The 24,226-nt window shown below is 33.9% G+C and carries 23 protein-coding genes; 13 read left to right on the forward strand and 10 right to left on the reverse strand.

Going from position 1 to position 24,226, the window contains the following annotated elements:
• Entirely contained in the window at positions 1 to 660 is a 660-nt protein-coding gene (locus tag OZP09_RS02305) for a hypothetical protein (RefSeq protein WP_281310216.1), read from the forward strand.
• A 335-nt stretch (positions 661 to 995) separates the two neighbouring features.
• Here the strand turns inward: OZP09_RS02305 and OZP09_RS02310 are convergent, their stop codons facing one another.
• The 4 genes from OZP09_RS02310 to OZP09_RS02325 form a co-directional block, all read right to left on the reverse strand.
• Positions 996 to 3,395 carry a glycoside hydrolase family 31 protein gene (locus OZP09_RS02310; protein WP_281310217.1) on the reverse strand — a complete coding sequence of 800 codons (2,400 nt, stop codon included), beginning with the start codon at positions 3,393 to 3,395 and terminating at the stop codon, positions 996 to 998.
• A 200-nt stretch (positions 3,396 to 3,595) separates the two neighbouring features.
• The gene (gene glgB, locus OZP09_RS02315) at positions 3,596 to 5,500 is read right to left on the reverse strand and encodes a 1,4-alpha-glucan branching protein GlgB (protein WP_269236340.1); all 1,905 of its coding nucleotides are present in this window, start codon (positions 5,498 to 5,500) and stop codon (positions 3,596 to 3,598) included.
• 129 nt (positions 5,501 to 5,629) lie between these two features.
• On the reverse strand, positions 5,630 to 6,910 hold the full coding sequence (locus tag OZP09_RS02320) for a glucose-1-phosphate adenylyltransferase (protein ID WP_269236341.1): 1,281 nt from the start codon (positions 6,908 to 6,910) through the stop codon (positions 5,630 to 5,632).
• On the reverse strand, positions 6,900 to 8,327 hold the full coding sequence (locus tag OZP09_RS02325; RefSeq protein WP_269236342.1) for a glycogen synthase: 1,428 nt from the start codon (positions 8,325 to 8,327) through the stop codon (positions 6,900 to 6,902). The genes OZP09_RS02320 and OZP09_RS02325 overlap by 11 nt, the downstream gene beginning before the upstream one ends.
• Positions 8,328 to 8,459: 132 nt before the next feature.
• Here OZP09_RS02325 and OZP09_RS02330 point away from each other — a divergent pair, with 132 nt between their 5' ends.
• The 6 genes from OZP09_RS02330 to arsB all read left to right on the forward strand — a co-directional run bounded on the left by OZP09_RS02330 (position 8,460) and on the right by arsB (position 12,640).
• Positions 8,460 to 9,323 (forward strand): alpha/beta fold hydrolase, encoded by an 864-nt coding sequence (locus OZP09_RS02330; protein WP_269236343.1) that lies wholly within the window; start codon positions 8,460 to 8,462, stop codon positions 9,321 to 9,323.
• 8 nt (positions 9,324 to 9,331) lie between these two features.
• Positions 9,332 to 9,982 carry an endonuclease III domain-containing protein gene (locus tag OZP09_RS02335; RefSeq protein WP_269236344.1) on the forward strand — a complete coding sequence of 217 codons (651 nt, stop codon included), beginning with the start codon at positions 9,332 to 9,334 and terminating at the stop codon, positions 9,980 to 9,982.
• A 91-nt stretch (positions 9,983 to 10,073) separates the two neighbouring features.
• Positions 10,074 to 10,400 (forward strand): ArsR/SmtB family transcription factor, encoded by a 327-nt coding sequence (locus OZP09_RS02340; protein ID WP_269236345.1) that lies wholly within the window; start codon positions 10,074 to 10,076, stop codon positions 10,398 to 10,400.
• 56 nt (positions 10,401 to 10,456) lie between these two features.
• The gene (locus OZP09_RS02345; RefSeq protein ID WP_269236346.1) at positions 10,457 to 10,930 is read left to right on the forward strand and encodes a DUF6428 family protein; all 474 of its coding nucleotides are present in this window, start codon (positions 10,457 to 10,459) and stop codon (positions 10,928 to 10,930) included.
• Positions 10,931 to 10,947: 17 nt separating this feature from the next.
• Positions 10,948 to 11,577 carry an arsenate-mycothiol transferase ArsC gene (locus tag OZP09_RS02350; RefSeq protein ID WP_269236347.1) on the forward strand — a complete coding sequence of 210 codons (630 nt, stop codon included), beginning with the start codon at positions 10,948 to 10,950 and terminating at the stop codon, positions 11,575 to 11,577.
• Between the two features lies 1 nt (position 11,578).
• The gene (gene arsB / locus OZP09_RS02355; RefSeq protein ID WP_281310218.1) at positions 11,579 to 12,640 is read left to right on the forward strand and encodes an ACR3 family arsenite efflux transporter; all 1,062 of its coding nucleotides are present in this window, start codon (positions 11,579 to 11,581) and stop codon (positions 12,638 to 12,640) included.
• Here the strand turns inward: arsB and OZP09_RS02360 are convergent.
• The 3 genes from OZP09_RS02360 to OZP09_RS02370 form a co-directional block, all read right to left on the reverse strand.
• The gene (locus OZP09_RS02360) at positions 12,637 to 13,476 is read right to left on the reverse strand and encodes a carboxylesterase family protein (RefSeq protein WP_281310219.1); all 840 of its coding nucleotides are present in this window, start codon (positions 13,474 to 13,476) and stop codon (positions 12,637 to 12,639) included. The genes arsB and OZP09_RS02360 overlap by 4 nt on opposite strands.
• 107 nt (positions 13,477 to 13,583) lie before the next feature.
• Positions 13,584 to 13,940 carry a hypothetical protein gene (locus tag OZP09_RS02365; RefSeq protein ID WP_269236350.1) on the reverse strand — a complete coding sequence of 119 codons (357 nt, stop codon included), beginning with the start codon at positions 13,938 to 13,940 and terminating at the stop codon, positions 13,584 to 13,586.
• Positions 13,941 to 14,128: 188 nt separating this feature from the next.
• Positions 14,129 to 14,668: an SMI1/KNR4 family protein gene (locus OZP09_RS02370; RefSeq protein ID WP_269236351.1), complete on the reverse strand. Its 540-nt coding sequence runs from the start codon at positions 14,666 to 14,668 to the stop codon at positions 14,129 to 14,131.
• Between the two features lie 389 nt (positions 14,669 to 15,057).
• Here OZP09_RS02370 and OZP09_RS02375 point away from each other — a divergent pair, with 389 nt between their 5' ends.
• The 4 genes from OZP09_RS02375 (at position 15,058) to OZP09_RS02390 (ending at position 20,671) form a co-directional block, all read left to right on the forward strand.
• Entirely contained in the window at positions 15,058 to 17,586 is a 2,529-nt protein-coding gene (locus OZP09_RS02375; RefSeq protein ID WP_269236352.1) for a PIG-L family deacetylase, read from the forward strand.
• A gap of 116 nt (positions 17,587 to 17,702) precedes the next feature.
• Positions 17,703 to 19,433: a sodium:solute symporter family protein gene (locus OZP09_RS02380; protein WP_269236353.1), complete on the forward strand. Its 1,731-nt coding sequence runs from the start codon at positions 17,703 to 17,705 to the stop codon at positions 19,431 to 19,433.
• Between the two features lie 27 nt (positions 19,434 to 19,460).
• A complete protein-coding gene (locus OZP09_RS02385; protein ID WP_269236354.1) occupies positions 19,461 to 20,009 on the forward strand; it encodes a GNAT family N-acetyltransferase in 549 nt (182 codons plus the stop codon).
• A gap of 101 nt (positions 20,010 to 20,110) precedes the next feature.
• A complete protein-coding gene (locus OZP09_RS02390; protein ID WP_281310220.1) occupies positions 20,111 to 20,671 on the forward strand; it encodes a DUF3575 domain-containing protein in 561 nt (186 codons plus the stop codon).
• On the opposite strand, the gene OZP09_RS02395 is transcribed toward OZP09_RS02390, so the two are convergent.
• Both OZP09_RS02395 and OZP09_RS02400 read right to left on the reverse strand, forming a co-directional pair.
• The gene (locus OZP09_RS02395) at positions 20,668 to 20,898 is read right to left on the reverse strand and encodes a VF530 family protein (protein ID WP_269236355.1); all 231 of its coding nucleotides are present in this window, start codon (positions 20,896 to 20,898) and stop codon (positions 20,668 to 20,670) included. The two genes, OZP09_RS02390 and OZP09_RS02395, sit on opposite strands and share 4 nt — an antisense overlap.
• Positions 20,899 to 20,993: 95 nt before the next feature.
• On the reverse strand, positions 20,994 to 21,632 hold the full coding sequence (locus OZP09_RS02400; RefSeq protein WP_269236356.1) for a hypothetical protein: 639 nt from the start codon (positions 21,630 to 21,632) through the stop codon (positions 20,994 to 20,996).
• 135 nt (positions 21,633 to 21,767) lie between these two features.
• On the opposite strand from OZP09_RS02400, the gene smpB reads away from it, so the two are divergent.
• Together smpB and OZP09_RS02410 are read left to right on the forward strand one after the other, a co-directional pair.
• Positions 21,768 to 22,223: an SsrA-binding protein SmpB gene (gene smpB, locus OZP09_RS02405; protein ID WP_025571512.1), complete on the forward strand. Its 456-nt coding sequence runs from the start codon at positions 21,768 to 21,770 to the stop codon at positions 22,221 to 22,223.
• A gap of 122 nt (positions 22,224 to 22,345) precedes the next feature.
• Complete coding sequence (locus OZP09_RS02410) at positions 22,346 to 23,365, forward strand: Fic family protein (RefSeq protein WP_269236357.1); 1,020 nt, start codon at positions 22,346 to 22,348, stop codon at positions 23,363 to 23,365.
• Here the strand turns inward: OZP09_RS02410 and OZP09_RS02415 are convergent.
• Positions 23,362 to 24,210, reverse strand: a complete 849-nt coding sequence (locus OZP09_RS02415) for an NAD(P)H-hydrate dehydratase (protein ID WP_269236358.1) — start codon at positions 24,208 to 24,210, stop codon at positions 23,362 to 23,364. The two genes, OZP09_RS02410 and OZP09_RS02415, sit on opposite strands and share 4 nt — an antisense overlap.
• Positions 24,211 to 24,226: the final 16 nt, after the last annotated feature.

A 24,226-nucleotide genomic window follows, 5' to 3' on the forward strand; every position in this document is an offset into this window, starting at 1 on the left:
ATGAAAGAACAAGTAAAATACTTTGCAAAAATAACATCTGTAGCAGTTTTCAGTTTTATAAAAGTTAATTCATTAGGAGCAGTTAATACTTTAATTTGCTGTGTAATTGGATCTTTTTTATTGTCCGCAAATGTTGGTCATGCAGCACATACTAATTCCGGAGCACTACTACTATTAGTCTTTTTTACCAGTAAACCTGTTGGAACAACCTTGCTTGTCCTAATTTTTTTCGCACCTTTTTTATATATGCTACTTGGAAACAAATACATTATAAGTAAAATTATACATCGCTTGATAAAAGATAAGTCAGAGAGCATAATTACTCCATTATTAGATACAGTATTAACAAAATTCAAAAACAATCAACCTGATGGTTTAAAAAAAGGAGCCGATTTAGGATTAGCCAAAATTAAACTTTTAGATCAGGTAAAATCAGAAACCGATAATAAATGGTTGAAAAAAGTATTGTCATTTGGATTAAAAAAAATAAAATTGGACGATGTCGATTTAAGTCAGGATAATATTGACTTGAAAGATATTATAAAAACGAAAACAATAACTGCACTACATAATAGTACCGAACCTAGCAGAAAAGGTATTTTAGCAATTTTAATTTTACAATGGATTTTTCTATTAATGATTTGGATAATTAAACTTTGATTTTTTTATAAAATCTAAGTAAAAGCAAATTTGCCCTTCTTCAAATATTATGATCCAGATCTTAATTCGAAAAATTAGACGGCTCAACTACTACTTTGTCAAATGGTTATTTCACTACTTTTAATGGTTTCCTGATTCCCGAAGAACAAGCCAAAGAAGATTTTTATAAATTATGTACCGGTCAGACTAAAAATGCAAATGACATTGTGAAAAACCGATTTATATCAGCGAACATAGTATTACTTATAAAACAGGAGTCGCCATACATTAAAAAAGGGTTTAGCTTTAATTAAAAAAAGCTAAACCCTTTAGTTTAAACTATTACCGCAGGAATATTATTCCCCACTAATATGAAGTTCACTAAACTCTTTATCTACAATTAAAAAATGATTTGCTTCTAAAGTAAGTGGATCAAATTCAACTTTTTCATTGTCAATTTCTATTTCAGTAACCTTAAACGGCAGTCCAATTAAATTAATTTTGTATTTACTGTATGGTGTATCATATTTACCTTCCTTATGCAATTGAACAATAAGTTCTTTTTCTTTTCCAATAGTTCTGAAAGATAAAAAGCTGTAACGTCCTTTTTTATAATCATATCCGTCTTGTGCGTCCTCGTAAACTACTGATTTCTCTTTACCGTTTTTATAATATAAATCAAGAGTTAATTCATCAAATTCTAATTCCCCAACATATTGCTGAACCGGATATTTCGGAATAATAGACCCAGCCTTTACGAAAACCGGAATTTCATCAAACTTAGAGTCAACCCAAACTTCACGGCCTCCTGTTGCAAATTCATTTGTCCAATAGTTGTACCATTCCCCTCTTGGAATATACATACGTCTTCCTACTGCATTAGGCTCTAAAATCGGGCAGACTAAAATATGATTTCCGAAGATAAATTCGTCATTGCGGTAATGGGTCTGCGTATCATCCTGATCGTAGTATACCAAAGGTTTTAGCATAGGAATCCCTTCTTCGATATACTGCCAGAACATCGTGTATAAATAAGGTAATAACTGGTAACGAAGACTCACAAATTTTCGGGTAATATTTATCACCTCTTCATCAAAAGCCCATGGTTCCTGATTTCCGTGATCTCCTGAAGAATGTGTTCTACAAAACGGATGAAAAACACCTAACTGAATCCAGCGCGCATATAATTCGCCTGTTGGCTGTTCTGCAAATCCGCCAATATCAGAACCAGTAAAACCCATTCCGGAAATACTCATACGCTGTACCTGAATATTCGCAATCCATAAATGTTCCCAGGTTGCTACGTTATCACCAGTCCATGAAGACGTGTAACGCTGAGCACCCGAATAAGCTGATCTTGTAATGACGAATGGACGCTTTGGATATACAAATCGTTTCACACCATGATAAGTAGCTCTCGCCATTTGAGTACCGTAAATATTATGTGCTTTTCTGTGACTGCAAGGGTTTCCGTCATAAACGTGACGAACATCCATGGGGAAAGTTTTATTCGGAACTTCCATAACGGCAGGTTCGTTCATATCATTCCACACTCCTTTTACCCCAATGTCTGAAATTAATTCTTTGAATAATCCTGCCCACCATTCCCTTACTACAGGATTGGTATAATCCGGAAAATTACATTCACCCGGCCATACTTTTCCTTTCATGTAAGGCCCGTCGGCTCTTTTACAGAAGTAGTCTTTTTCAAGACCTTCCTGATAAACCCAGTAATTTTTATCTATTTTGATTCCCGGGTCAATGATTACTATCGTTTTAAAGCCATCTTCGGCCAATTCAGCAACCATTTTCTTTGGATCGGGGAAATAATCCTTATTCCATGTAAAACATCGAAAACCGTCCATATAATCAATGTCCAGATAAATGGCATCACAAGGGATTTTAAGTTCCCTGAATTTTGAAGTGATTTCTTTTACTTTGCTTTCCGGATAATAACTCCATTTACATTGGTGGTATCCTAAAACCCAAAGCGGCGGCAATTCCGGTTTTCCGGTCAAATCGGTATAAGTGGTAACTACATCCTGCATTTGAGGTCCGTAAACAAAATAATAGTTCATCTCCCCTCCTTCACTCCAAAAACTGGTCACGTTTCTTCTTTCCTGACAAAAGTCAAAAAAAGTACGGAATGTATTATCAAAGAAAATCCCGTAAGATTGTTTATTGTGAAGACCTATGTAAAAAGGAACTACCTTATACAAAGGCTCCTGATCTTTATGATAGGCGTATTGGTCGGTAGCAAAATTTTCTACTCTTTTTCCTTTTAAATTCATTTGAGTAGCTTTATCGCCAAGGCCGTAAAAACATTCACCATCTTTTGATGATTTACTCATTTTTACAATATTTCCGCCATATTCATAGCTTTCTTCCCAATGAAAACCAAGTTCGTCTTCGAGAATCAAAAAGTCGTTTAAATCATAAATCGACAAACGAAGATCTGCCTTTTTAATTTTGCATTTTACTTTGCTGGTCCTGATTTCAAAATGATTCTCTTCTTCGGTAACATTCAGAAAATTATAACCGTGCAGCTGGCTTTTATCAATAGCATACGAAAAATCATTACTAAAATAGCCTTTTGTAGTAAAACGAAAACGAATTAAACTGTCCCTGAGAATAGTGACTTTTAAGATTACGTTATTATCTGTATTAAAAGAAATGGAATCGCCTTCATGTTCATACGAAACTACTTTTGACGGAAATAAATTACCCTTGTATTCTAGTGCGGTATTTGTAATCATATGACTAATGGATTAAATTTAATGCTGCTGCCTTTAGTTTCAAACTTACAAAAAAACTTAGTAATACGCTATGAATAAAAGGTTTATTAACGAAAACGTTTTTTCTGACTGAGTGATAATTTAGGTATTAAAAAAACATCAATTCAGTAATTTAGAACCTTAAAATTAAAAAAATCACAGCACGCTGACAGCTATACTTTTTATACAAAAGAATAAACCGTAACACTTAATGGAGGCAAAGTTAATTCCACTGAAAAATCTCTTCCATCATAAGGATAAGATTCTATTTTCAAAGTTCTCGGATTACTTACTCCACTTCCGCTATAAACAGGAGAATCAGTATTGAAAATTTCTTTTAATTTTCCTTTCTGAGGAATTCCAATTCTATAATTCTCACGAACAACCTGAGTAAGATTACAAACAATAATCAAATTTTCCTGAGGATTATTTCCTTTTCGGATATACGATATAACAGCATTTTGATGATCTGAATAGTTGATCCATTCAAAACCTTCCCCGCTAAATTGTTTTTCATATAAAGCAGGCTGTGATTTGTAAAACTGATTCAAATCGGTAATAATCTTTTTTATTCCTGAATGATAGTCATATTGTAATAAATGCCAGTCCAGACTATTCTCAAAATTCCATTCGGCAGTTTGTCCAAATTCAGATCCCATAAACAATAATTTGGTTCCGGGATGCGTAAACATATAGCCGTATAGCAGTCTTAAATTGGCAAATTTCTGCCATTCATCGCCTGGCATTTTATATACAATAGATTGCTTTCCGTAAACCACTTCGTCATGTGAAAAAGGCAGCATGAAATTTTCGGTAAAAGCATAGGTCATCGAAAAAGTCAGATCGTTTTGATGGTATTTCCTGTAAACCGTTTCTTTTTGAAAATATTTTAAAGTATCGTGCATCCATCCCATCATCCATTTCATTCCAAAACCTAAACCTCCGGTAAATGTTGGCCTTGAAACCATCGGAAAAGAAGTGCTTTCTTCTGCAATCGTTTGAACTCCTTCAAAATTAGCATAAATCACTTCATTAAATTCCTTCAGAAAACTGATGGTTTCTAAATTTTCATTTCCTCCGTAAATATTCGGTTCCCATTCACCATCTTTTCTGGAATAATCCAAATACAGCATCGAAGCTACAGCATCAACACGCAAACCATCAACATGATAATTTTGAAGCCAAAAAACAGCATTACTGATCAGAAAAGCCCTGACTTCATTACGTCCGTAATTAAAAACAAGGCTCTTCCAGTCGGGATGATACCCCTTTCTGCGATCCGGATGTTCATATAAATGGGAGCCATCAAAAAAACCTAAACCGTGAGCATCATCAGGAAAATGTGACGGAACCCAGTCGAGAATCACTCCAATACCCGCCTCATGCAGTTTATCAACCAAAACCATAAAATCCTGAGGCTTGCCGAAACGGGAAGTTGGGGCAAAATAACCAACTAGCTGATAACCCCATGAAGGATCATATGGATACTCCATAACGGGCATAAATTCTACGTGCGTAAAACCTGTTTCTTTAACATAAACAACCAAATCGTCAGCGAGTTCCAGATAGGTTAAGAACTTGTTGTCATTACCCCGTTTCCAGGATCCTAAATGTACTTCGTAAACCGAATAAGGTTTATCTAAAGCATTATGTTCCTGACGTGACTGCATCCACTTTTCGTCTTTCCAGTTATAATCCAGATCCCAGACTACAGAAGCTGTATGAGGCGGTTTTTCGCAGTATAAAGAGAAAGGATCTGCTTTTTCAGTTACAACTCCGTTAATATTAGACTGGATTTTATACTTATAAATAGCTCCTTTATCTAAATTGGGAATAAAGCCTTCCCAAATACCGGAAGAATCCCAACGCACCTGAAGCATGTGTTCACCCTGAGTCCAGTAATTAAAATCACCTACAACTGAAACAGATTGAGCAGTTGGCGCCCAAACAGCAAAATATACTCCTTTTACGCCACCTACTTCGATTAAGTGTGCACCGAGTTTTTCATATAACTTAAAGTGTTTTCCGGCTTTGAATAAGTCGATATCAAAATCAGTAAATAGGGAATGCGTAATAACGTTGGACATATTTTAATTAGTAATTAGTGACTAGTACTTAGTAATTAGTTGTTTTTTAGTTTTGATAATAGTTTTTAGTCTTTTGTGATTATTACAAAGTATACTCTTTACTAATCACAAAAGACTAAGGACTAAAAATTAATCTATCCTGAAATTATCCGGAAGAATGGCTCCTTTTTTAATAACAACAATTCCATCTTTAATTGTATACAATTCATTTGTAAAATTTTCCAGATGAGTACCTCCGTTGATGTGGACATTGTTACCAATACGTACATTTTTATCAACTAAAGCATTTTTAATAAAACAGTTCTCTCCTATTCCGATTTGGATTTTATTGTTCAGGGAATCCTGATTCATCTCATCAATATCCTGATAAAAATCGTTACCCATAACATATGAGTGCTGGATTACTGTTCCGTCTCCAATTCTGGAACGAATTCCAATTACAGATTTTGATATTTCGTTTGCATTGATAATGCACCCCTCAGAAATTAAAGACTGATTTATATTCGAGTTTCTGTATTTTGAAGGAGGAAGTAATCTCGGACGTGTAAAAATTTTGCTGTAGTTGTCAAACAGGTTAAACTCAGGAATATCGTCTGTAAGACCAATATTTGCTTCGAAAAAAGAATCAATGTTTCCTATATCTGTCCAGTAGCCTTCATATTGGTAGCTAAGTATCTTATGCTTGCCTACTGCCTGCGGAATGATTTCTTTTCCAAAATCCTTGGTATCCGGATCCGCCATCAATTCCTCCAATAACTGACGGTTAAAAATATATATTCCCATAGAAGCCAGGTACTTTTTACCTTTTTCCTGCATTTGTTCGCTCACTTCAGATTCCCATTCCGGCAAAAGCGAAGCGTGTGGCTTTTCGATAAAAGCTTCAATACAACTTTCATTGTTTGCTTTAAGAATTCCAAAATCCGGTGCATCTTTTGCATTAACCGGCAAAGTAGCGATAGAAATAGGAGCACCAGATGCGATATGGGCATCCAGCATCTCGTTGAAATCCATCTGATATAACTGATCACCGGATAAAATCAGAGCATATTCAAAATCATGTTTTACGAAATGTGACATACACTGACGAACAGCATCAGCAGTACCCTGAAACCAGGTTGGATTATCAGGGGTTTGTTCAGCAGCCAAAATATCTACAAAAGATTCACTAAAAATACTGAAATTAAATGTGTTTTTAATATGCGCATTCAGAGAAGCCGAGTTGAACTGTGTCAATACAAATATTTTAAAAATATCAGAATTGATACAATTTGATATTGGAATATCAACTAATCTGTATTTTCCACCAATAGGAACGGCAGGTTTAGACCTCGTTTCTGTTAACGGATACAAACGCGATCCCTGACCACCCCCTAAAATAATTGCAACTACTCCTTTTTTGTTAACTTTCATTTTTCTGAATTATTTGGTTATATGTTTCGATGTATTCTTGGCAAACTCTTTCCCAGGAATGATCTGTAGCCATTCCTTTTTTTATTATTTTATCAAACCCGCTTTTATCATCATACAGATTTACAGCACGATTAATGGAATAACAGACATCCTCAACCGACGCCTGATCGTGACAAATTCCGTTCCCATCATCACCAAAATCAATTACGGTATCTTTCAAACCTCCTGTTCTTCTTACAATCGGAACCGTTCCGTAACGCAATGCATACATTTGGTTTAATCCGCAGGGTTCTACTCTTGAAGGCATTAATATAAAATCAGAACCTGCATAAATTAAATGGGCCAGTTCTTCATTATAACCAATGAAAACATTGTAATTTCCTTTGTAATTGTCTCGTAACTGCAATAATTGCATTTCAATATCAGGATTTCCAGATCCTAAAATCAGGATATTGATGTTTTTAAAATGTTCAGAAAGCGCTATTGCTGCAGCCTGAGGCAAAAGATCGCCGCCCTTTTCATCAAATAATCTTCCAATAAAACTAAACAAAGGTTTTGAGGGATCTAACTCAAATCGTTCACATAGCTTCTCCTTGTTTTTTTGTTTTCCTAATTCAAAATTATCAATCGAATAATGGGATTCCAGCATTTTATCTGTGAAAGGATTCCAAACTTCAATATCTATTCCGTTTAAGATTCCTTTTGATTTGCTTCGTACTTTATTAAATAATGATTCCAGTCCGTTTGCTGAAACATTAATTTCATCCAGATAACTCGGAGAAACTGTTGTCACAGCATCAGCACATTTAACGGCTACTGCCAGTGAATTCAAGCAATTATCCCATTCCAGAAAACCTGCATGACGCACATCAAATTCAGGGATATAATGCATTTTATCGTGACCAAACCATCCCTGATACAATCCGTTATGAATAGTGATAACAGTTCGGACCTTACTTAAAACTTCATATTTATAACTGAACTGCAGCATAAACGGAATCAGTCCCGTATGGTGATCGTGGCAGTTGATGACGTCTGGAATTATATTCTCAGCCAGAATCCAGTCTAAAGTAGCAATCTGAAAAGATATAAAACGTTCGATATCGTCTTCATATCCATAAACATTCGGACGGTCAAATAAATCCTTAATTTCAATCAGATATAATTCATACCCAAGTTTATCAGTTGTTTCCTTTAGAACATTATAAGGAAATATAAAATTGCCTAAAACAACATTGCCTGAATGTACGGTTTCAAAATCATTTTCGTGTTTAAACTTTGTATCATATGCAGGAACCACTACTCTTACCTGATGCCCGGCATTTTGCTGATACTTCGGCAATGCCCCGACAACATCGGCTAATCCGCCAACTTTGGCCATTGGATAACATTCTGCACTAAGATGAAATATTTTCATTTAAGACGGCTGTTTTATAAAATTGGTACTAAATCAAATTAATACGTAAATTGCTATTATTGTGTAATTTTATGTTTTTTAAATTTAGGAAAAAACTTAGTAGAATTTAGCTCCAAAATAAAAATTATCATTATGCTAAAAAAAACACCGAATCCTGTAAAATCCTTAAAAATCCCATTGTTTATTATTATTTCTGCGAAATTATGTGCCATTGTTTCCAAAAAACTCGTAACTGCTTATGCAGCAAAACTTTTTACAACACCTATAAAACATAAAATTCCGAAAAGAGAATTAAAAATGGATTCTGAAAGCATCCAGAATACAATTCATATTCCGGCAATTGATAAAAGTATCAGGGCTTATGAATATGGAAAAAGCGACAAGAAAGCATTGCTGGTTCATGGATGGTCAGGACGCGGAACACAATTATTCAAAATTGCAGATTCACTTTTAGAAAACGGATATTCAATTGTAAGTTTTGATGCGCCGGCCCACGGAAAATCCAAAGGCAGTACTACTATAATGTCTGAGTTTATACTATCAATTTTAGAAATAGAAAAGCAATACGGACCATTTGAAATTGCCATTGGTCATTCATTAGGCGGCATGTCTGTTTTGAATGCAATCAAAAACGGCTTGAATGTAAAGAAGGCTGTTATTATAGGCAGTGGCGATATTGTACAGGATATTTTGGATGAATTTGTTTCAAAATTGAGATTAAAACCCGAAATTAGTAATCGCCTTCGTGATTATTTTGAAAATAAATATCAGGTAAAAATGGATGACTTCTCAGCATATCAGGCCGCTAAAAAAATAGCAATACCTGTTTTGGTAATACATGATAAAAATGATCCTGAAGTTCCTGTAAAAGCAGGAATTCATATTTATGAGAACCTGCATAATGGAAGTTTATTTTTGACAGAAGGACTTGGCCACCGAAAGATATTGGGAAATCATGACGTAATTAAAAAAATTATTGAGTTCATACTAAATTAAAAACTGACATGGATTTATTTGGAGAAACGAGAAATTGGGAACAGGATTTAAAACCCATTTTAAAGAAATATAAAGGAAAGAAACATCCATTGGACTATGAAAACACCTACCAATTACTGGTTATGGTTGTATTGTCCGCACAGGATTCTGATGCAAATATCAACAATATTGCTCCTGCTCTGTTTGCCGAATTTCCAACCCTAAAAAGTCTTTCAAAAGCAGATTTAGAAACTTTTATGCCGTATGTGAGCAAAGTTCACAATCACGCTACCAAGGCCAATTGGCTTTTAGAAATTGCCAAAACGATTCAAAATGATAAAGATATTCCGTTAACCTTGGATGGACTGACCGCTTTAAAAGGTTTGGGAAGAAAATCTGCTAATGTAATATTAAGGGAAACCGGTCAGCCTGCTGAAGGTATTATTACTGATTTACATGTAATTCGTGTTGCCCCGAGAATTGGAATCGTTAAGGAGAGCAAAGATGGCAACAAGGTTGAAAAACAATTGATGGAAGTTTTACCCAAAAAAGTCTGGTCAGAGATTGGTATGGCGATTTCTTTTTTAGGAAGGGAAATTTGCCGACCAAAACCCAAATGTGAAGAATGCGTTTTGAATGATATTTGCTATTATTATTTGCACCTTAGAAAAGGAATTTGATCAACCCATAACTTTACGCAGAAAAAATTATTATTTCTTTTTTTTATATAAACATATATCGTAATATTGCAATATAAAAATATACTTATTCATGGGCGCAACCAAAACAGATCATTTCACAGATAAGCAAAATCAGATTGCCATAATTGCAAAAGCATTAGGTCATCCCGCCAGAATAGCTATTATCGAATATTTATTAAAAGTCAATAGCTGCATATGTGGTGATATTGTAAACGAGCTTCCTCTTGCCCAGCCTACTATTTCACAGCATTTAAAGGAATTAAAAAATGCTGGACTTATTAAAGGTAACATTGAAGGTAATGCTATATGTTACTGCATTGATGAAAAAACTTTTGATGTTTTGAAAGATTATTTTTCTAATATCATACTAACTGTTACAAATCAGAAATGTTGTTAAACATTTTTTTTATTATCAAAATCGTAATATTGCAATAAACAATTAAATAAAAAATCATGAAACTTTCAGAAATTAAAAACCTTCTGCAAACTGTAGAAACAGTAAATTTTCAATTGCCAAACGGGAATTTCGTGCCGGAACATTTTCATGTTACCGAAGTTGGCCTGATTACCAAAAACTTTATTGACTGTGGCGGAACTGTCCGAAAAGAAACAGTAGTAAACTTTCAGCTATGGAATGCGAATGATGTGGAGCATCGTCTAAAACCTCAAAAATTAATTGATATCATAGCGCTTTCTGAAAAAATATTAGGAATCGAAGATTTTGAAATTGAAGTGGAATATCAGGACAACACTATCGGAAAATATGATTTAGGTTTCAACGGAAAAGATTTCTTATTACTGAACAAACAAACGGCTTGTCTTGCTCAGGATAATTGCGGAATTCCTGCAGAAAAACCAAAAATAAAATTATCCCAACTAAATAATGAAAACACTAATTCCTGCACTCCGGGCGGAGGTTGCTGCTAATTTTTACTTAAATTAATATGTTAAATAAAGGAGGCTTACTACCTAATATAAATAAAATTAGGGAATCATTTAATTTTGAAGAAATCACATTTGAACGTAAAACTATTTTACAATCACTTATTGATTTTATCAAATTGAAAGTTCAAAATCAAGAAGACATTCGGTTGAACTTTATTTGCACACATAATTCCAGAAGAAGCCATTTATCGCAGATTTGGGCCCAGACCGCGGCACATTATTACGGAATTAAAAACGTTTCTTGCTATTCGGGCGGAACAGAAGCTACTGCCATGTTCCCGAAAGTTGCCGAAACTTTAAAAAATACAGGTTTTAAAATTCAAAAACTTTCTGAAGAAAATAATCCGGTTTACGCCATAAAGTTTGCTGAAAATCAATCACCAATTATAGGGTTTTCTAAAGCGTACGATGATGAGTTTAATCCTGAAAATGGTTTTGCTGCTATCATGACCTGCTCACAGGCTGATGGCGGGTGTCCTTTTATCGCAGGAGCTGAAAAACGGATTCCTATTACATATGAAGACCCAAAAGCTTTTGACAATACACCACAGCAAACTGAGAAATATCAGGAACGCAGTATTCAAATTGCTACTGAGATGTTTTATGTTTTTTCTCAAATAAAAAAATAATATGGCTGTAAATCATTGTGTTCCTGTTGTAAAAAGAAAAAAACTGGGCTTTTTAGACCGTTTCCTCACCTTGTGGATTTTTCTTGCCATGATAATTGGCGTTTCTATAGGTTATTTTATTCCGTCAAGCGGAAATTTCATAAACTCCTTTTCCAGCGGAACTACGAATATTCCGTTGGCAATTGGACTCATTTTGATGATGTATCCGCCTTTAGCAAAAGTGAAATACGAAAATATGGGAGAAGTTTTTAAAAACACAAAAGTCCTTGGCGCTTCATTATTTTTAAATTGGATAATAGGTCCAATTTTAATGTTTACGCTGGCACTTCTATTTTTAAAAGGTTATCCCGAATACATGATAGGTTTAATCCTTATTGGTTTAGCACGTTGCATTGCAATGGTAGTGGTCTGGAATGACCTGGCTGATGGAAACCGTGAATATGCCGCCGGATTAATCGCTTTAAACAGTATTTTTCAGGTTTTGCTTTATAGTGTTTACGCTTATATTTTCATCACTATTCTTCCTCCCTGTTTTGGTTATAATGGCTTTGAGGTAAATATAAGTATTGGGCAAATTGCAAAAAGCGTTGGTGTCTATTTAGGAATTCCGTTTATACTTGGTATCCTAAGCCGTTACAGTCTGATAAAACTGAAAGGAGAAGAATGGTTTCAAAATAAATACATTCCGTTTATTTCTCCTATTACCCTGATTGCACTCCTGTTTACGATTGTAATTATGTTTAGTCTGAAAGGGGAATTAATTGTACAAATTCCGATAGATGTACTTCGAATTGCGATTCCTTTAGTGATTTATTTTGCTGTTATGTTTGTCATTAGCTTTTTTACCGGAAAGTATTTTGGTGCGGATTATTCAAAAAGTACTGCAATAGCTTTTACAGCTACAGGAAATAACTTTGAACTGGCGATTGCGGTTGCTATTGGAGTTTTCGGAATCAATAGCGGACAAGCTTTTGCCGGTGTTATTGGTCCGCTGGTAGAAGTTCCTGCACTGATTGCATTAGTGAATGTCGCATTTTGGTTTAGGAAAAAGTTTTTTTCCTAATTACGCTTTTCAAACAACCATTTCGGAATTTCCTCTGTTAGTAAAAACGGAATAACAATATTATTGTGATTGAGTTTCCTGAAAGTGGTAAAAGTCATTTTTTTGTTTGATGAGAGTTTGCTAAACAATTCTACACTTCCGATATAAGGATTCTCGTCATCTTTTTCTCCGTGAATAAGCCATATATTTTTCCTGCTTACTTTTTTAAGATTTGAAAAATCAGGAACAGCAGCAACAGAAACCATAGCCGCAAATTTGTCTGGCGCTATATGTAGTAAATTTTGTGCAGTTGAACCGCCCATCGAATAACCAGTCAAGTAAATTCTATTAGTATCGATGTTTGGATATTCTTTTTCGACATTTTGAATTAATTCCAATAAAGCAAAAACATCTTCTGAAGGTTTTGAAACCTGAATACCCTCGCTATTCTTTTCATAATTTGAAGAACGCTTGCTGAATTGCGGTGCAATGACATAACATTGATATTTGTTATAAATTTCAGGTCTTAGCCAAATTTTCGCAAAGGGTTCAAGCTGATTTTCATTGTCATTCCCAATTCGGGTTGAGTTATGGAAAGTGATTACTAAAGGATATTTTTGGCTATTGCTTTTATCTTTTGGAATCAGAAGCCTGTAAGGAATTTGTATATTTTCTTTAATAAATATCTTTTTTTCAAAGGCATCCGTATTGAGGCTGTTTAGTATTTTTCTGTTATTTGCGAAAGTTAGGCTATCAACACTTGTTTCCCGGAATTCTTTTTTCTGGGCAAAAGCGAAATTAACAGTTAAGGTCAGAAAAAGTATAGCTATGATTTGTTTTGAGTTTGATTTATGCATTTTAGGATTTATATGATTGTGATAATTTTAGATCACTTTCTTGCCAGAATATGTTTTTCTTGTCTTACTTTGTGGGCACAGAATTCAATTCCGCGCTATCTGGGTTGCTATTTTTTAATTGGAATATTTAATACTTGATAAATTCTGCCTCCATCTTTAGAAGAAAATAAAATTGTCAATTGAGAGATGCTTCTTTTAAAATCCTTGTTTGTCGGCGCAATAAATATTTTTAATTTATGATTGCTTATCGTATCAGTAATAATTGCGCCACTTATTCTAAGATCCTCTAAACTTACTTTTTCCAAAACTACGTTCATAAGCATCTTTCCATTTGAATTGAGCTTTTCATTTTCTTCATCAAATGTCAGCGTAATTTTTTGAGTTCCTTCTTTACAAACCCATTTATCTTTTGCACATGAACTTAGAAATATTAAAACAATAATTGTGAGAAGCAGATTTTTCATTTTGTACTGTTATTTTCGACGTGTGCGGATTCAGCAATCTCTGGTAACGTTCCCTTGCTACAAGAGGTTTGGGGTTAAATTAAGCCTTATTTTCGGATTTGCCTAAACTTCCCAAATACAAGACCATTTTTAAATTAAGCCAAATGCCCAAACCTCTTGTATCAAGTGCAGCCGTTCGGTTTTTTTTATTAATCATTTTCTAAGAATAATGCCCAATATTCAATATCCATCCAATGATTATCATTTTTAGTTTTAGTTAAAAATAACTCTAATTCAGTTTCTGAAATTGGATTTTTCTTTATTTCAGCTGGATTTTGCCTATTGATTGATAAAATCCTTAAATCGTTTAAAATAGATAAAAAATTTTCAATTGAAATTGCTATGTAGTTTTCTTCCCATTCCCCATTTCCGTGTTGAGAAATAAAAACAGGTAAATTTGGATTTTCAATATCGACAAATATTGGATCATCCATATTATCATTAGCAATCACAATCCAATTTTCTTTCCAATCTCCTTTCTTATTCCCGACTAATGATTTTCCGTTTTCTGTTATGCTATCTCCAATTTGTTCTTTTTCAATACTCTCTAATTTAAATATATTTATTTCACTATAACCAATCGATATATCTTCTGCTTTTGAAATAAACTTTTTGAAATTTTCATTCTCGAATAATATATTTAAGTTTGGTTTTTCGTTGCTGTTAAATAGTTTACTGAAAATATTCATTTATTTTTCGCTTAATTCTTATTACATTCTGCCCTGTCAAACTGACGGCTAACTTATTTATATACGAAACATACATTCGCATATCTATCCAAATTTCACATATGTAAGAAATTTTGTTTCTTAATTATATTTTCAAATATATTTTATTTTTTTTTACAAAATATAAAACAGAAACATTTTATAAATCTTATTATGAAACCAAACTTCTTAGCCCTGATGGAAACGGCATCCTTTTTCCTGCTCCTTTAGCAGGGAAAAGATATAGTGGACAGCAGGAAATAGCTCCTTATCAAAAATCTCAAATAAATGCAATATTAACATTTCATTTAATTAGGGTTCAAAGATTTAATTACTATTTTTGGGACTCTTTCAAAAATATGATTAACGCTATGCGAAAAACACAGTTATTTTTACTTTTTTTTATCAGTATTCAAATTTCTTTTGCCCAGCAGCCACAAAAACCTAATGCTGTCGAAATTTATAATCAAATTCAAAAATTAAATTTTCTGGGGTCTGTTTTATACATTGCAGCACATCCGGATGACGAAAACACACGTCTTATTTCGTATTTATCTAATGAGGTAAATGCAAGAACCGGTTATTTATCATTGACGCGTGGCGACGGAGGGCAGAACTTAATTGGTCCGCAACTGCGTGAATTATTAGGCGTAATCAGAACTCAGGAATTAATTGAAGCCCGAAAAATAGACGGTGGGGAACAGTTTTTTTCGCGTGCAAATGATTTTGGATTTTCAAAAAACCCAGATGAAACTTTAAAAATATGGGATAAGGATAAAGTCCTTGCCGATGTAGTCTGGACAATCCGAAAATTTCAGCCGGATGTGATTATAAATCGTTTTGATCATCGCTCACCAGGAACGACGCACGGACACCACACCTCGTCTGCAATGCTTAGTGTGGAAAGTTTTAATTTGACGAACGATGCCAAAAAATATCCTGAACAATTAAAATTTGTAAGCCCGTGGCAGGTTAAACGCTTATTTTTTAATCCGTCATGGTGGTTTTTTGGAAGCCAGGAAAAATTTGATGCTGCTGATAAATCCAAATATACTGCTTTAGAAACAGGCGTTTATTATGCCGGAATTGGCAAATCGAATCAGGAAATTGCTGCTTTAAGCCGCAGCCGTCATCAGTCACAGGGATTTGGAAGTACCGGAGCAAGAGGTGAAGAAACTGAATATCTGGAACTTATAAAAGGCGAAAAAGCCAAAAACCTCAATGATTTATTTGACGGAATTGATACATCATGGAACCGTGTAAAAAATGGTAAACCTATTGGTGACTTAATTTCACAGATTATTAAAAATTATAATTTCAGCAATCCGTCGACAAGTATTCCTGATTTGGTAAAGGCGTATTCGATGATTCAGGAACTGGAAGACACGCATTGGAAAGATTTAAAATCAGATGCAATAAAAAACATTATCGCATTGAGTGCCGGATTATATCTGGAAGCTGTTGCTGATGAGCAGGAAGCTACACCGGGAAGCAGTGTAAAACTAAACATTGAAGCTATCAACAGATCTTCAGTAGAAATGCAATTGACAGGCTTAACTTCGTTGCCGGATAACAAAACTACGGTTAAATTCAAGCTTTTCTTAAAAAACAATAATGACCAGCGATTTAAACTTAATATTCAGCTTCCTGAAACTATGGAATACACACAACCATATTGGCTGAAAGAAAAAGCAAGTGTTGGGATGTACACGGTTTCAAATCAGGAAATCATCGGAATTCCGGATATTATCAGAGATGTAAAAGTTATTTTTAATATCAGGATTAACGGTGTCGATATTCCGTTTGAACGAACTGTTGTCTATAAATATAATGACGGCGTAAAAGGCGAAATGTATAATTTTCTGGATATCGTTCCGGAAGTTACAACTTCGATTCTGGAAAAAGTTTTAATTTTCAAAGACACGAAAAGCAAAATGATTCCTGTAAAAGTCCGTGCTGGAAAAGATGGAATTAAAGGGGATTTACAGCTGGAACTACCTAAAAGCTGGGTGGTTACTCCTGCTAAAATTCCGTTTACACTGGAGAAAAAAGGGATGGAACAAACGTTTTATTTTGAGGTTATCCCTCCTTCCAACCCTGAAGAAGCTATTGCAAAGAGCGTAGTTATGATGGAAAATAAAAGTTTTGACAAAGACCAGACTATTCTTGATTTCACTCATATCACAAAGCAATTGGTTTTAAAATCAGCTGAATCAAAATGTATTCGAATAGATTTAAAAACTACGAATGATGCAATTGGTTATATTATGGGTGCAGGTGATGAAGTTCCGGAAAACCTGACTCAGATGGGTTATAAAGTAACTATTTTAAAACCAGAAGAAATTACACCTGAGAGATTGGAATCTTTTAATGTGATTATTACAGGAATACGTGCTTACAATACCGTAAACGCTTTGGCAAACAAACAGCCAATCCTTTTTGATTTCGTTAAAAGTGGCAAAACGATGATTGTACAATACAATACAAATGGCAAGTTAGTTACGGATAAAATTGCCCCTTACCCGCTTAAACTTTCTAATGACCGTGTGACTGAGGAAAATGCAAAAGTTACTTTTCTTGCTCCGGATCATCCTGTTATAAACACGCCAAACAAAATATCAACAAAAGATTTTGAAGGATGGACACAGGAACAGGGATTATATTACCCTAATCAATTTGATGATGCTTTTACTCCGATTATTTCATCCCATGACAAAGGCGAATCAGACAAAAAAGGAGCTTTGTTAGTGGCTCCATATGGAAAAGGCTATTATATTTACACCGGCCTGAGCTTTTTTAGAGAACTGCCGGAAGGTGTTTCCGGTGCTTACAGGTTGCTTTCGAATATTATTTCGCTAAAACAGCCTATCGAAGCTCCAAAGCAGGAATTAAAAAACTAATTAAAATGGAAGCGAAAAAAGAAAAAAGATGGAAAAAAAGTTACACTTATGTATTAGTGGCTAATGCCGTTTACATTATTATTTTTTTCTTAATCATGCAATTATACTCATAACTTATGCAGCTATTTGACTGGATTGTACTTATTGTTACTCTTTTATTTATTGTAGTATACGGATCATGGAAAACCAAGGGAAGCAAAAATGTTGAAGACTTTATTTTAGGCAATAATGAAACTCCCTGGTATACCGTTGGACTTTCTGTAATGGCAACGCAGGCCAGTGCGATTACTTTTTTATCTACACCTGGGCAGGCCTATCATGACGGAATGGGTTTTGTGCAGTTTTATTTTGGACTGCCAATTGCCATGATAGTCATTTGTCTGACCTTCATTCCTTTATACCATAAAAACAAAGTATTTACAGCTTATGAATTTCTGGAAAAGCGATTTGATGTAAAAACACGTTCGCTTGCAGCCATTTTATTTCTGGTACAAAGAGGATTAGGAACTGGTTTGACTATTTATGCTCCGGCCATTATATTATCGACTCTCTTAGGCTGGAATTTAACTTTGATGAACATCTTTATTGGTGTTTTGGTTATATTCTATACATTTTCCGGAGGGACAAAAGCAGTAAATGTAACCCAGAAGCAGCAAATGTTCGTGATTATGTCCGGGATGTTTATCACATTCTTTCTGATTCTGCATTATTTGCCACAGGATATGACTTTTTCAAGTGCCATGCATATTGCGGGTGCTAATGACAAGATGAATATTGTGGATTTTTCTTTTGATCCCGAAGAAAGATATACTTTCTGGAGTGGAATCACAGGTGGTTTTTTCCTTATGCTTGCCTACTTCGGAACAGACCAGTCGCAAGTAGGCCGTTATTTATCGGGAAAATCTGTCAAGGAAAGCCAGATGGGATTAATTATGAACGGACTATTAAAAGTTCCAATGCAGTTTTTTATATTGCTTACAGGGGTTATGGTTTTTGTATTTTTTCAATTCAATCCTGTTCCTTTGAATTTTAATCCAAATAATAAAATTATTATTGAAAAATCTGCTTTTAAAGAGGAATATCATGCTTTGGAAGTTAAGTTAAGCAAACTTTCTGAAGATAAAAAAGTAATCAATCTTTTATATATCGAACAGTTGAATCAGGATTATGACAATCCAATTCTTCGAAAAGAATTAGTTACATTATCCAACAAGGAAAAAGATTTGCGTGACCGTGCGAAAGAAATCATTTCTAAAGCCGACAGCAATAGTGAGACCAATGATAAAGATTATGTGTTTTTCCATTTCATTTTGCATTATTTGCCAAAAGGGCTCATAGGATTATTACTGGCAGTCATCATGTCGGCTGCTATGTCATCAACCGCTTCCGGATTAAATGCCTTAGCATCAACAACTGCAATTGACATCTATAAACGAAACCTGAAAGAAGAGAAGTCTGAAAAGCATTATCTCAATGCTACTAAATTCTTCACACTTTTCTGGGGAGTCGTTGCGATACTTTTTGCGTGTGTAGGAACATTGTTTGAAAATTTAATTCAGTTGGTAAATATTATTGGATCAATTTTTTACGGAACTGTTTTAGGTATTTTTCTAGTTGGTTTTTATCTGAGACGTGTTCAGGCAAAACCAATGTTCTACAGTGCAATTATTAGCCAGCTGACCATTTTTATCATTTATTATTTTATGATTTATATTTACCCGAGTGGGCAGGAAAAATTAGGTTATTTATGGCTGAATTTTATTGGTGCAATCCTGACTATCTTATTATCTCTATTCATACAAATTACTTTCTACAAAAGAAATAATCCTGAATCAAATGAATTATAATTCTAACTTGAACATTTTACATTTTTTATGCTAAATTTTAACTTCACCCCTTTTCCGGTTATAGAAACTGAGCGTTTAATTTTAAGACGAATTACAGATGATGATGTAAATGAAGTTTTTGAATTGCGATCAAATCCGGAAACAATGAAATATATTCCAAGACCTTTAGTTAAAACTACAGAAGATGCTCTTGGACATATTGCAATGATTGAAGAAAAAATCGTAAAAAATGAAGGGGTCAATTGGGGAATTACATTAAAAGGCAGCCCTGAAATTATAGGAATTATAGGATTCTACAGATTGCAGCCAGAAAATTATCGTGCCGAAATTGGGTATATGTTACTTCCTGAATTTCATGGAAAAGGAATTATTACTGAGGCATTGAAACGATTAATTTCTTATGGTTTTGATGACATAAAACTTCACTCCATTGAAGCTGTAATTGATCCTGAAAATTTTGCCTCTGAAAAAGTTTTACAAAAATGCAATTTTGTAAAAGAAGCGCATTTAAAAGAAGCTGAATTTTATGATGGAAAGTTTTTGGACAAAGTTATTTACTCATTAATAAACCGTTAATTTTTATTTTCAATAAAATATTTTTTATTATAGTTATTCTTTTTATTCCGCTATATTTGCCAAAAAAAAAACAAGAAATTCCTTGTTTTAAACCAAAGAACATGAAAAAAAAACTTATATTACTTTTTATTATCTCAATAAACGCACATAGCCAAACCTATATAAAATTCAATGCTTTTTCAGCTTTAGCTCTTGTACCTAACCTTGGAGTAGAAACAAATATTGGAAAAAAAACAACTTTTAGTTTTGATGTAATGGCTTCCTTTTGGGAGTCATTTGATGGTAAAAAGCCTATGAAATTTGCTACTTATACTCCTGAAATACGATATAATTTTAAAGAAAAATATAATGGCTTTTATACAGGTGCACATATAGGTTTTGACACTTATGAACTCCAAAAATGGAATTACTGGAGGGATTTTCCAACATATTACGAAAAAGGCTTTGGATATAGAATAGGAGCAACAATTGGATACAACAAAAAACTTAGTGATAAATTTTTATTGGATATTTTTTTGAGAGGTGGCTGGCATCAGGGCTTTTATAAAGGCCATTATAATGATGGTACCCCAGGAAGATACGAAGTAGCAAAAAAATATAATAAAAGCGGGGAATGGATGCCATATGGAGGTGGCATTATGATTTCTTACAAACTAAATTAATTTTCACTAAACTTAGGAATTGATTTAATATACAGATTTTCCACTTTTTTTCTGGCCCAATCTGTTTTTCTTAAAAATGTCAGACTAGATTTTACGCTAGGATTTTCAGTAAAACATTTGATCGGAATTAACTCGCCTAAAGTATCAAAACCATAATAATCTATAAGTGTTTCAACAATTTTTTGAAGCGTTATTCCGTGAAGCGGGTCTTTAGATTTGCTTTGCATGTTTATATTTTTAAATGAATAACAAAAGACCGCGCTTAAAAAGTACGGTCTTTTGTGCAAAATTAACGAATTGACCCAAAACAATTCATTTAATTTTAGAATAAGAACTTAAATCCAAAAGAAAGTGGTGATGTTAGGTTTGGATTACTTCCTGCCAGAGCCGTGTTGTAAAATGGATCAACATTTGCAACGTGCGCTAGTCCAAAATTAGTAACTGTCGTTTTCTCTCCATTTTTAGGCTCTACAGTTGTGGTTGTAAAATTGGCTAAGTCATAAGAAAATTCAACTGAGAAATTTTTAGTTATAAAATAATCAAAACCTCCTGATACAGATAACCCAAACTGATTTACTTTTAATTCGCTTTCCTTTTCTTTTCCCGTAATTACCGGCAAAGCAGCTTGTCCGAAGAAATACAGTGAACCGGCTACATTCCAATATTTTCTTACCAAAGGCTGAACAACAATAAGATCAGTTTTTGCAGCTGTACCTGCGTCTGATTCGGACTTGATATTGATGTATCCAACTCCTGCTCCCACAGCCACAGATGGAGATACAAATGTACCAACAATTGGCAATACAGATAAACTTGTGTTTTTTTCATCAGCCATTTTGGTCTGTTGATAGCCAAACTGTGAAGTTGCGAACCATGTTCCTTTTAATCCCTGACTACCCTCCTGAGCTTTAACGGTTAAACCAATTAAAATTATGCTCACTAATGTTACAATTTTTTTCATGTTATTATGTTTATTAATTACATGACAAACTTATGGTGAACCTTTTGGGACAGGAATGATTAAAATCATAGATTAAAAAAAACTTTAATTATATTTAAGCACATCAAAGTTTACAATTTTACTTATTTTTGCATCATGTTAAAATCAGTCAATATACTTAATAAAAGAGCCAGGTTTGATTATGAAATAATCGATACCTACACCGCCGGAATTGTTTTGGCAGGAACTGAAATTAAATCAATCCGATTAGGGAAGGCTAATATTACCGAAAGCTTCTGTGAGTTTAGTAATAATGAGCTTTTCGCTATTAATACATACATCGAAGAATATTCATTTGGAAATCAGTTTAATCATAAATCAAGAAGCGAAAGAAAATTGCTTCTAAATCGGAAAGAATTAAAAAACCTTCAGAAAAGTGTTCAGGCAAAAGGATTAACTATTGTTCCTCTTAAACTGTTCACGAATGAAAAAGGACTTGCAAAACTTCAAATCGGACTTTGTAAAGGAAAGAAAAATTACGACAAACGTGAATCCTTAAAAGAACAGGACACAAAACGTGACTTAGATCGTATAAAAAAAGCGTTTAATTAATATCCTTTGTAGGAATTGTAGTTTTTCTTAAAAACAAGATATTTTAAAAAGCAATATTAATGTATTGCTTTTTTTTATTTTAAATCTAATGACAAATTAAGTCAAGACAAACTTCATTTAAAATGAAATCACTACTTAAAAACGCTCGTGAACAAAAGGGACTAAAAACCCGTGAAGTCGCACAATTACTAAGGATTGATCAGGCTTTAATCAGTAAATTTGAAAGCGGCCTTCGAAAACCAACAAAAGACCAGGTTACAAAATTAGCCACACTTTTAGAAATTGATCATGAAACTTTGATGATTGCATGGTTAAAAGAAAAAATTTTACACGAAATTGGAGATGAAGAATTTGCTTTAAAAGCGCTTGCTGCGGCCGAAAAAGAACTTCAATATCAAAAATCGGTGTCAAAAATAAAAGTGTCAGGTGCTTTAGAAAAGATGCTGCAGGAAATTGAATTTCTGAAAGCAAAACTGGATTCGTCTGTCCAAAACAATTTTTATGAAATTTCTCAAAAATCCGAATTAGAATATACTTTTGAAAGTAATCGAATAGATGGAAATACCATGACTCTGAAAGAAACAGAAATGGTGATTAACGAAAGTTTGACTATTTCGGGTAAAAGTATGAGGGAACACCTTGAAACTGTAAATCACCAGGAAGCTATCCGTTTTATAAAAGATTTAGAAAAAAACAATTCTTTTACTGAACGTAATCTTTTATCAATTCACAATTTAATCCAAAGAGGAGTACATTCTGAAAGTGGGAATTATAAAAAAACCAGAACAAGTGAGAAGGAGTCTAAACCATTTTTGATTTCCAGGGAAATAGAAGAATATTTCATTTGGTTCGAAGTCAATAAAAACAAATTGCATCCTATTATTTTAGCCGCAGAAATGCATTTCCGTCTTTTAAAAATTGATCCTTTTGACGAAGGAAACGGAAAAATATCCAGACTAATCATGAATTTAGTTTTATTACAAAAGGGCTATCCAATTGTGAACATAAAGGGAGATGAAGAAAATAAAAAAAACTATTCCAGATTGAATGAAAATAATGATTCCGAAGAATTTATATTTTTTATTGCACAAACCCTAAAAGAAGTATTAGAAAAATATATCAAAATGAGTAAAGGAAATTAATTTTCAAGGCTCAAAAATGCTTTTCCAAGGTTTTTAATAATATCAGATGCTATGAAAGACTGATAACCGGTTTCTGGTAAAGCAATATCAGCTGTTAATCCGTGAATAAACACTGCTAATTGTGCTGCCTGGACAGGCACATAATTCTGTGCAAGTAAACTGGTAATGATCCCTGTAAGCACATCACCGCTTCCGGCAGTTGCCAACGCTGCATTTCCGGTTGTATTTTGGTAAACTTTTGTCTGATTGATAATGTAAGTTGGGGCTCCTTTCATTACAATAATTACTTTATAATGTTCTGAAAAAGCGATTGCTTTTTGAAACTTCTCAGATTCAGAATCCCATTTACCAATTAAACGTTCGAGTTCTTTTGGATGTGGAGTCAAAATTGTGCTTTCAGGGATTAATTCTAGCCATGCCTGATTTTCTGAAAGAATATTTAAAGCGTCTGCATCCAGCACTAAAGAAATTTTATTCGTTCGTAAAAATTCAAATAAAGCTTTTTGTGTTCCTAACTCCTTCCCTATTCCCGGACCTATGCCTATTGCTTGTGGAATTAACGGAAGCTGAATATGGGTTATAAAGTTTGTATTTTCATCAGTGACAACCATGACCTCAGGAATTGAAATCTGAAGAATCTGATAACCGCATTTTGGAGCAAAAGTCGTTACAAGACCACAACCCGATTTAATACAGGATTTTGAAGCCAGGACAGCGGCTCCTACTTTGCCATAACTTCCTGCAATTATTACCGCATGTCCCTGAAGTCCTTTGTGTGTCAATGGATTTGCAGGTTTGTAAAATTTTAGGATTTCTTCTTTTGTAATCAAATACGTAGACTTCATCGCGGTGCTATTTATT

This window comes from Flavobacterium flavigenum, from assembly GCF_027111255.2.
Taxonomy (GTDB): domain Bacteria; phylum Bacteroidota; class Bacteroidia; order Flavobacteriales; family Flavobacteriaceae; genus Flavobacterium; species Flavobacterium flavigenum.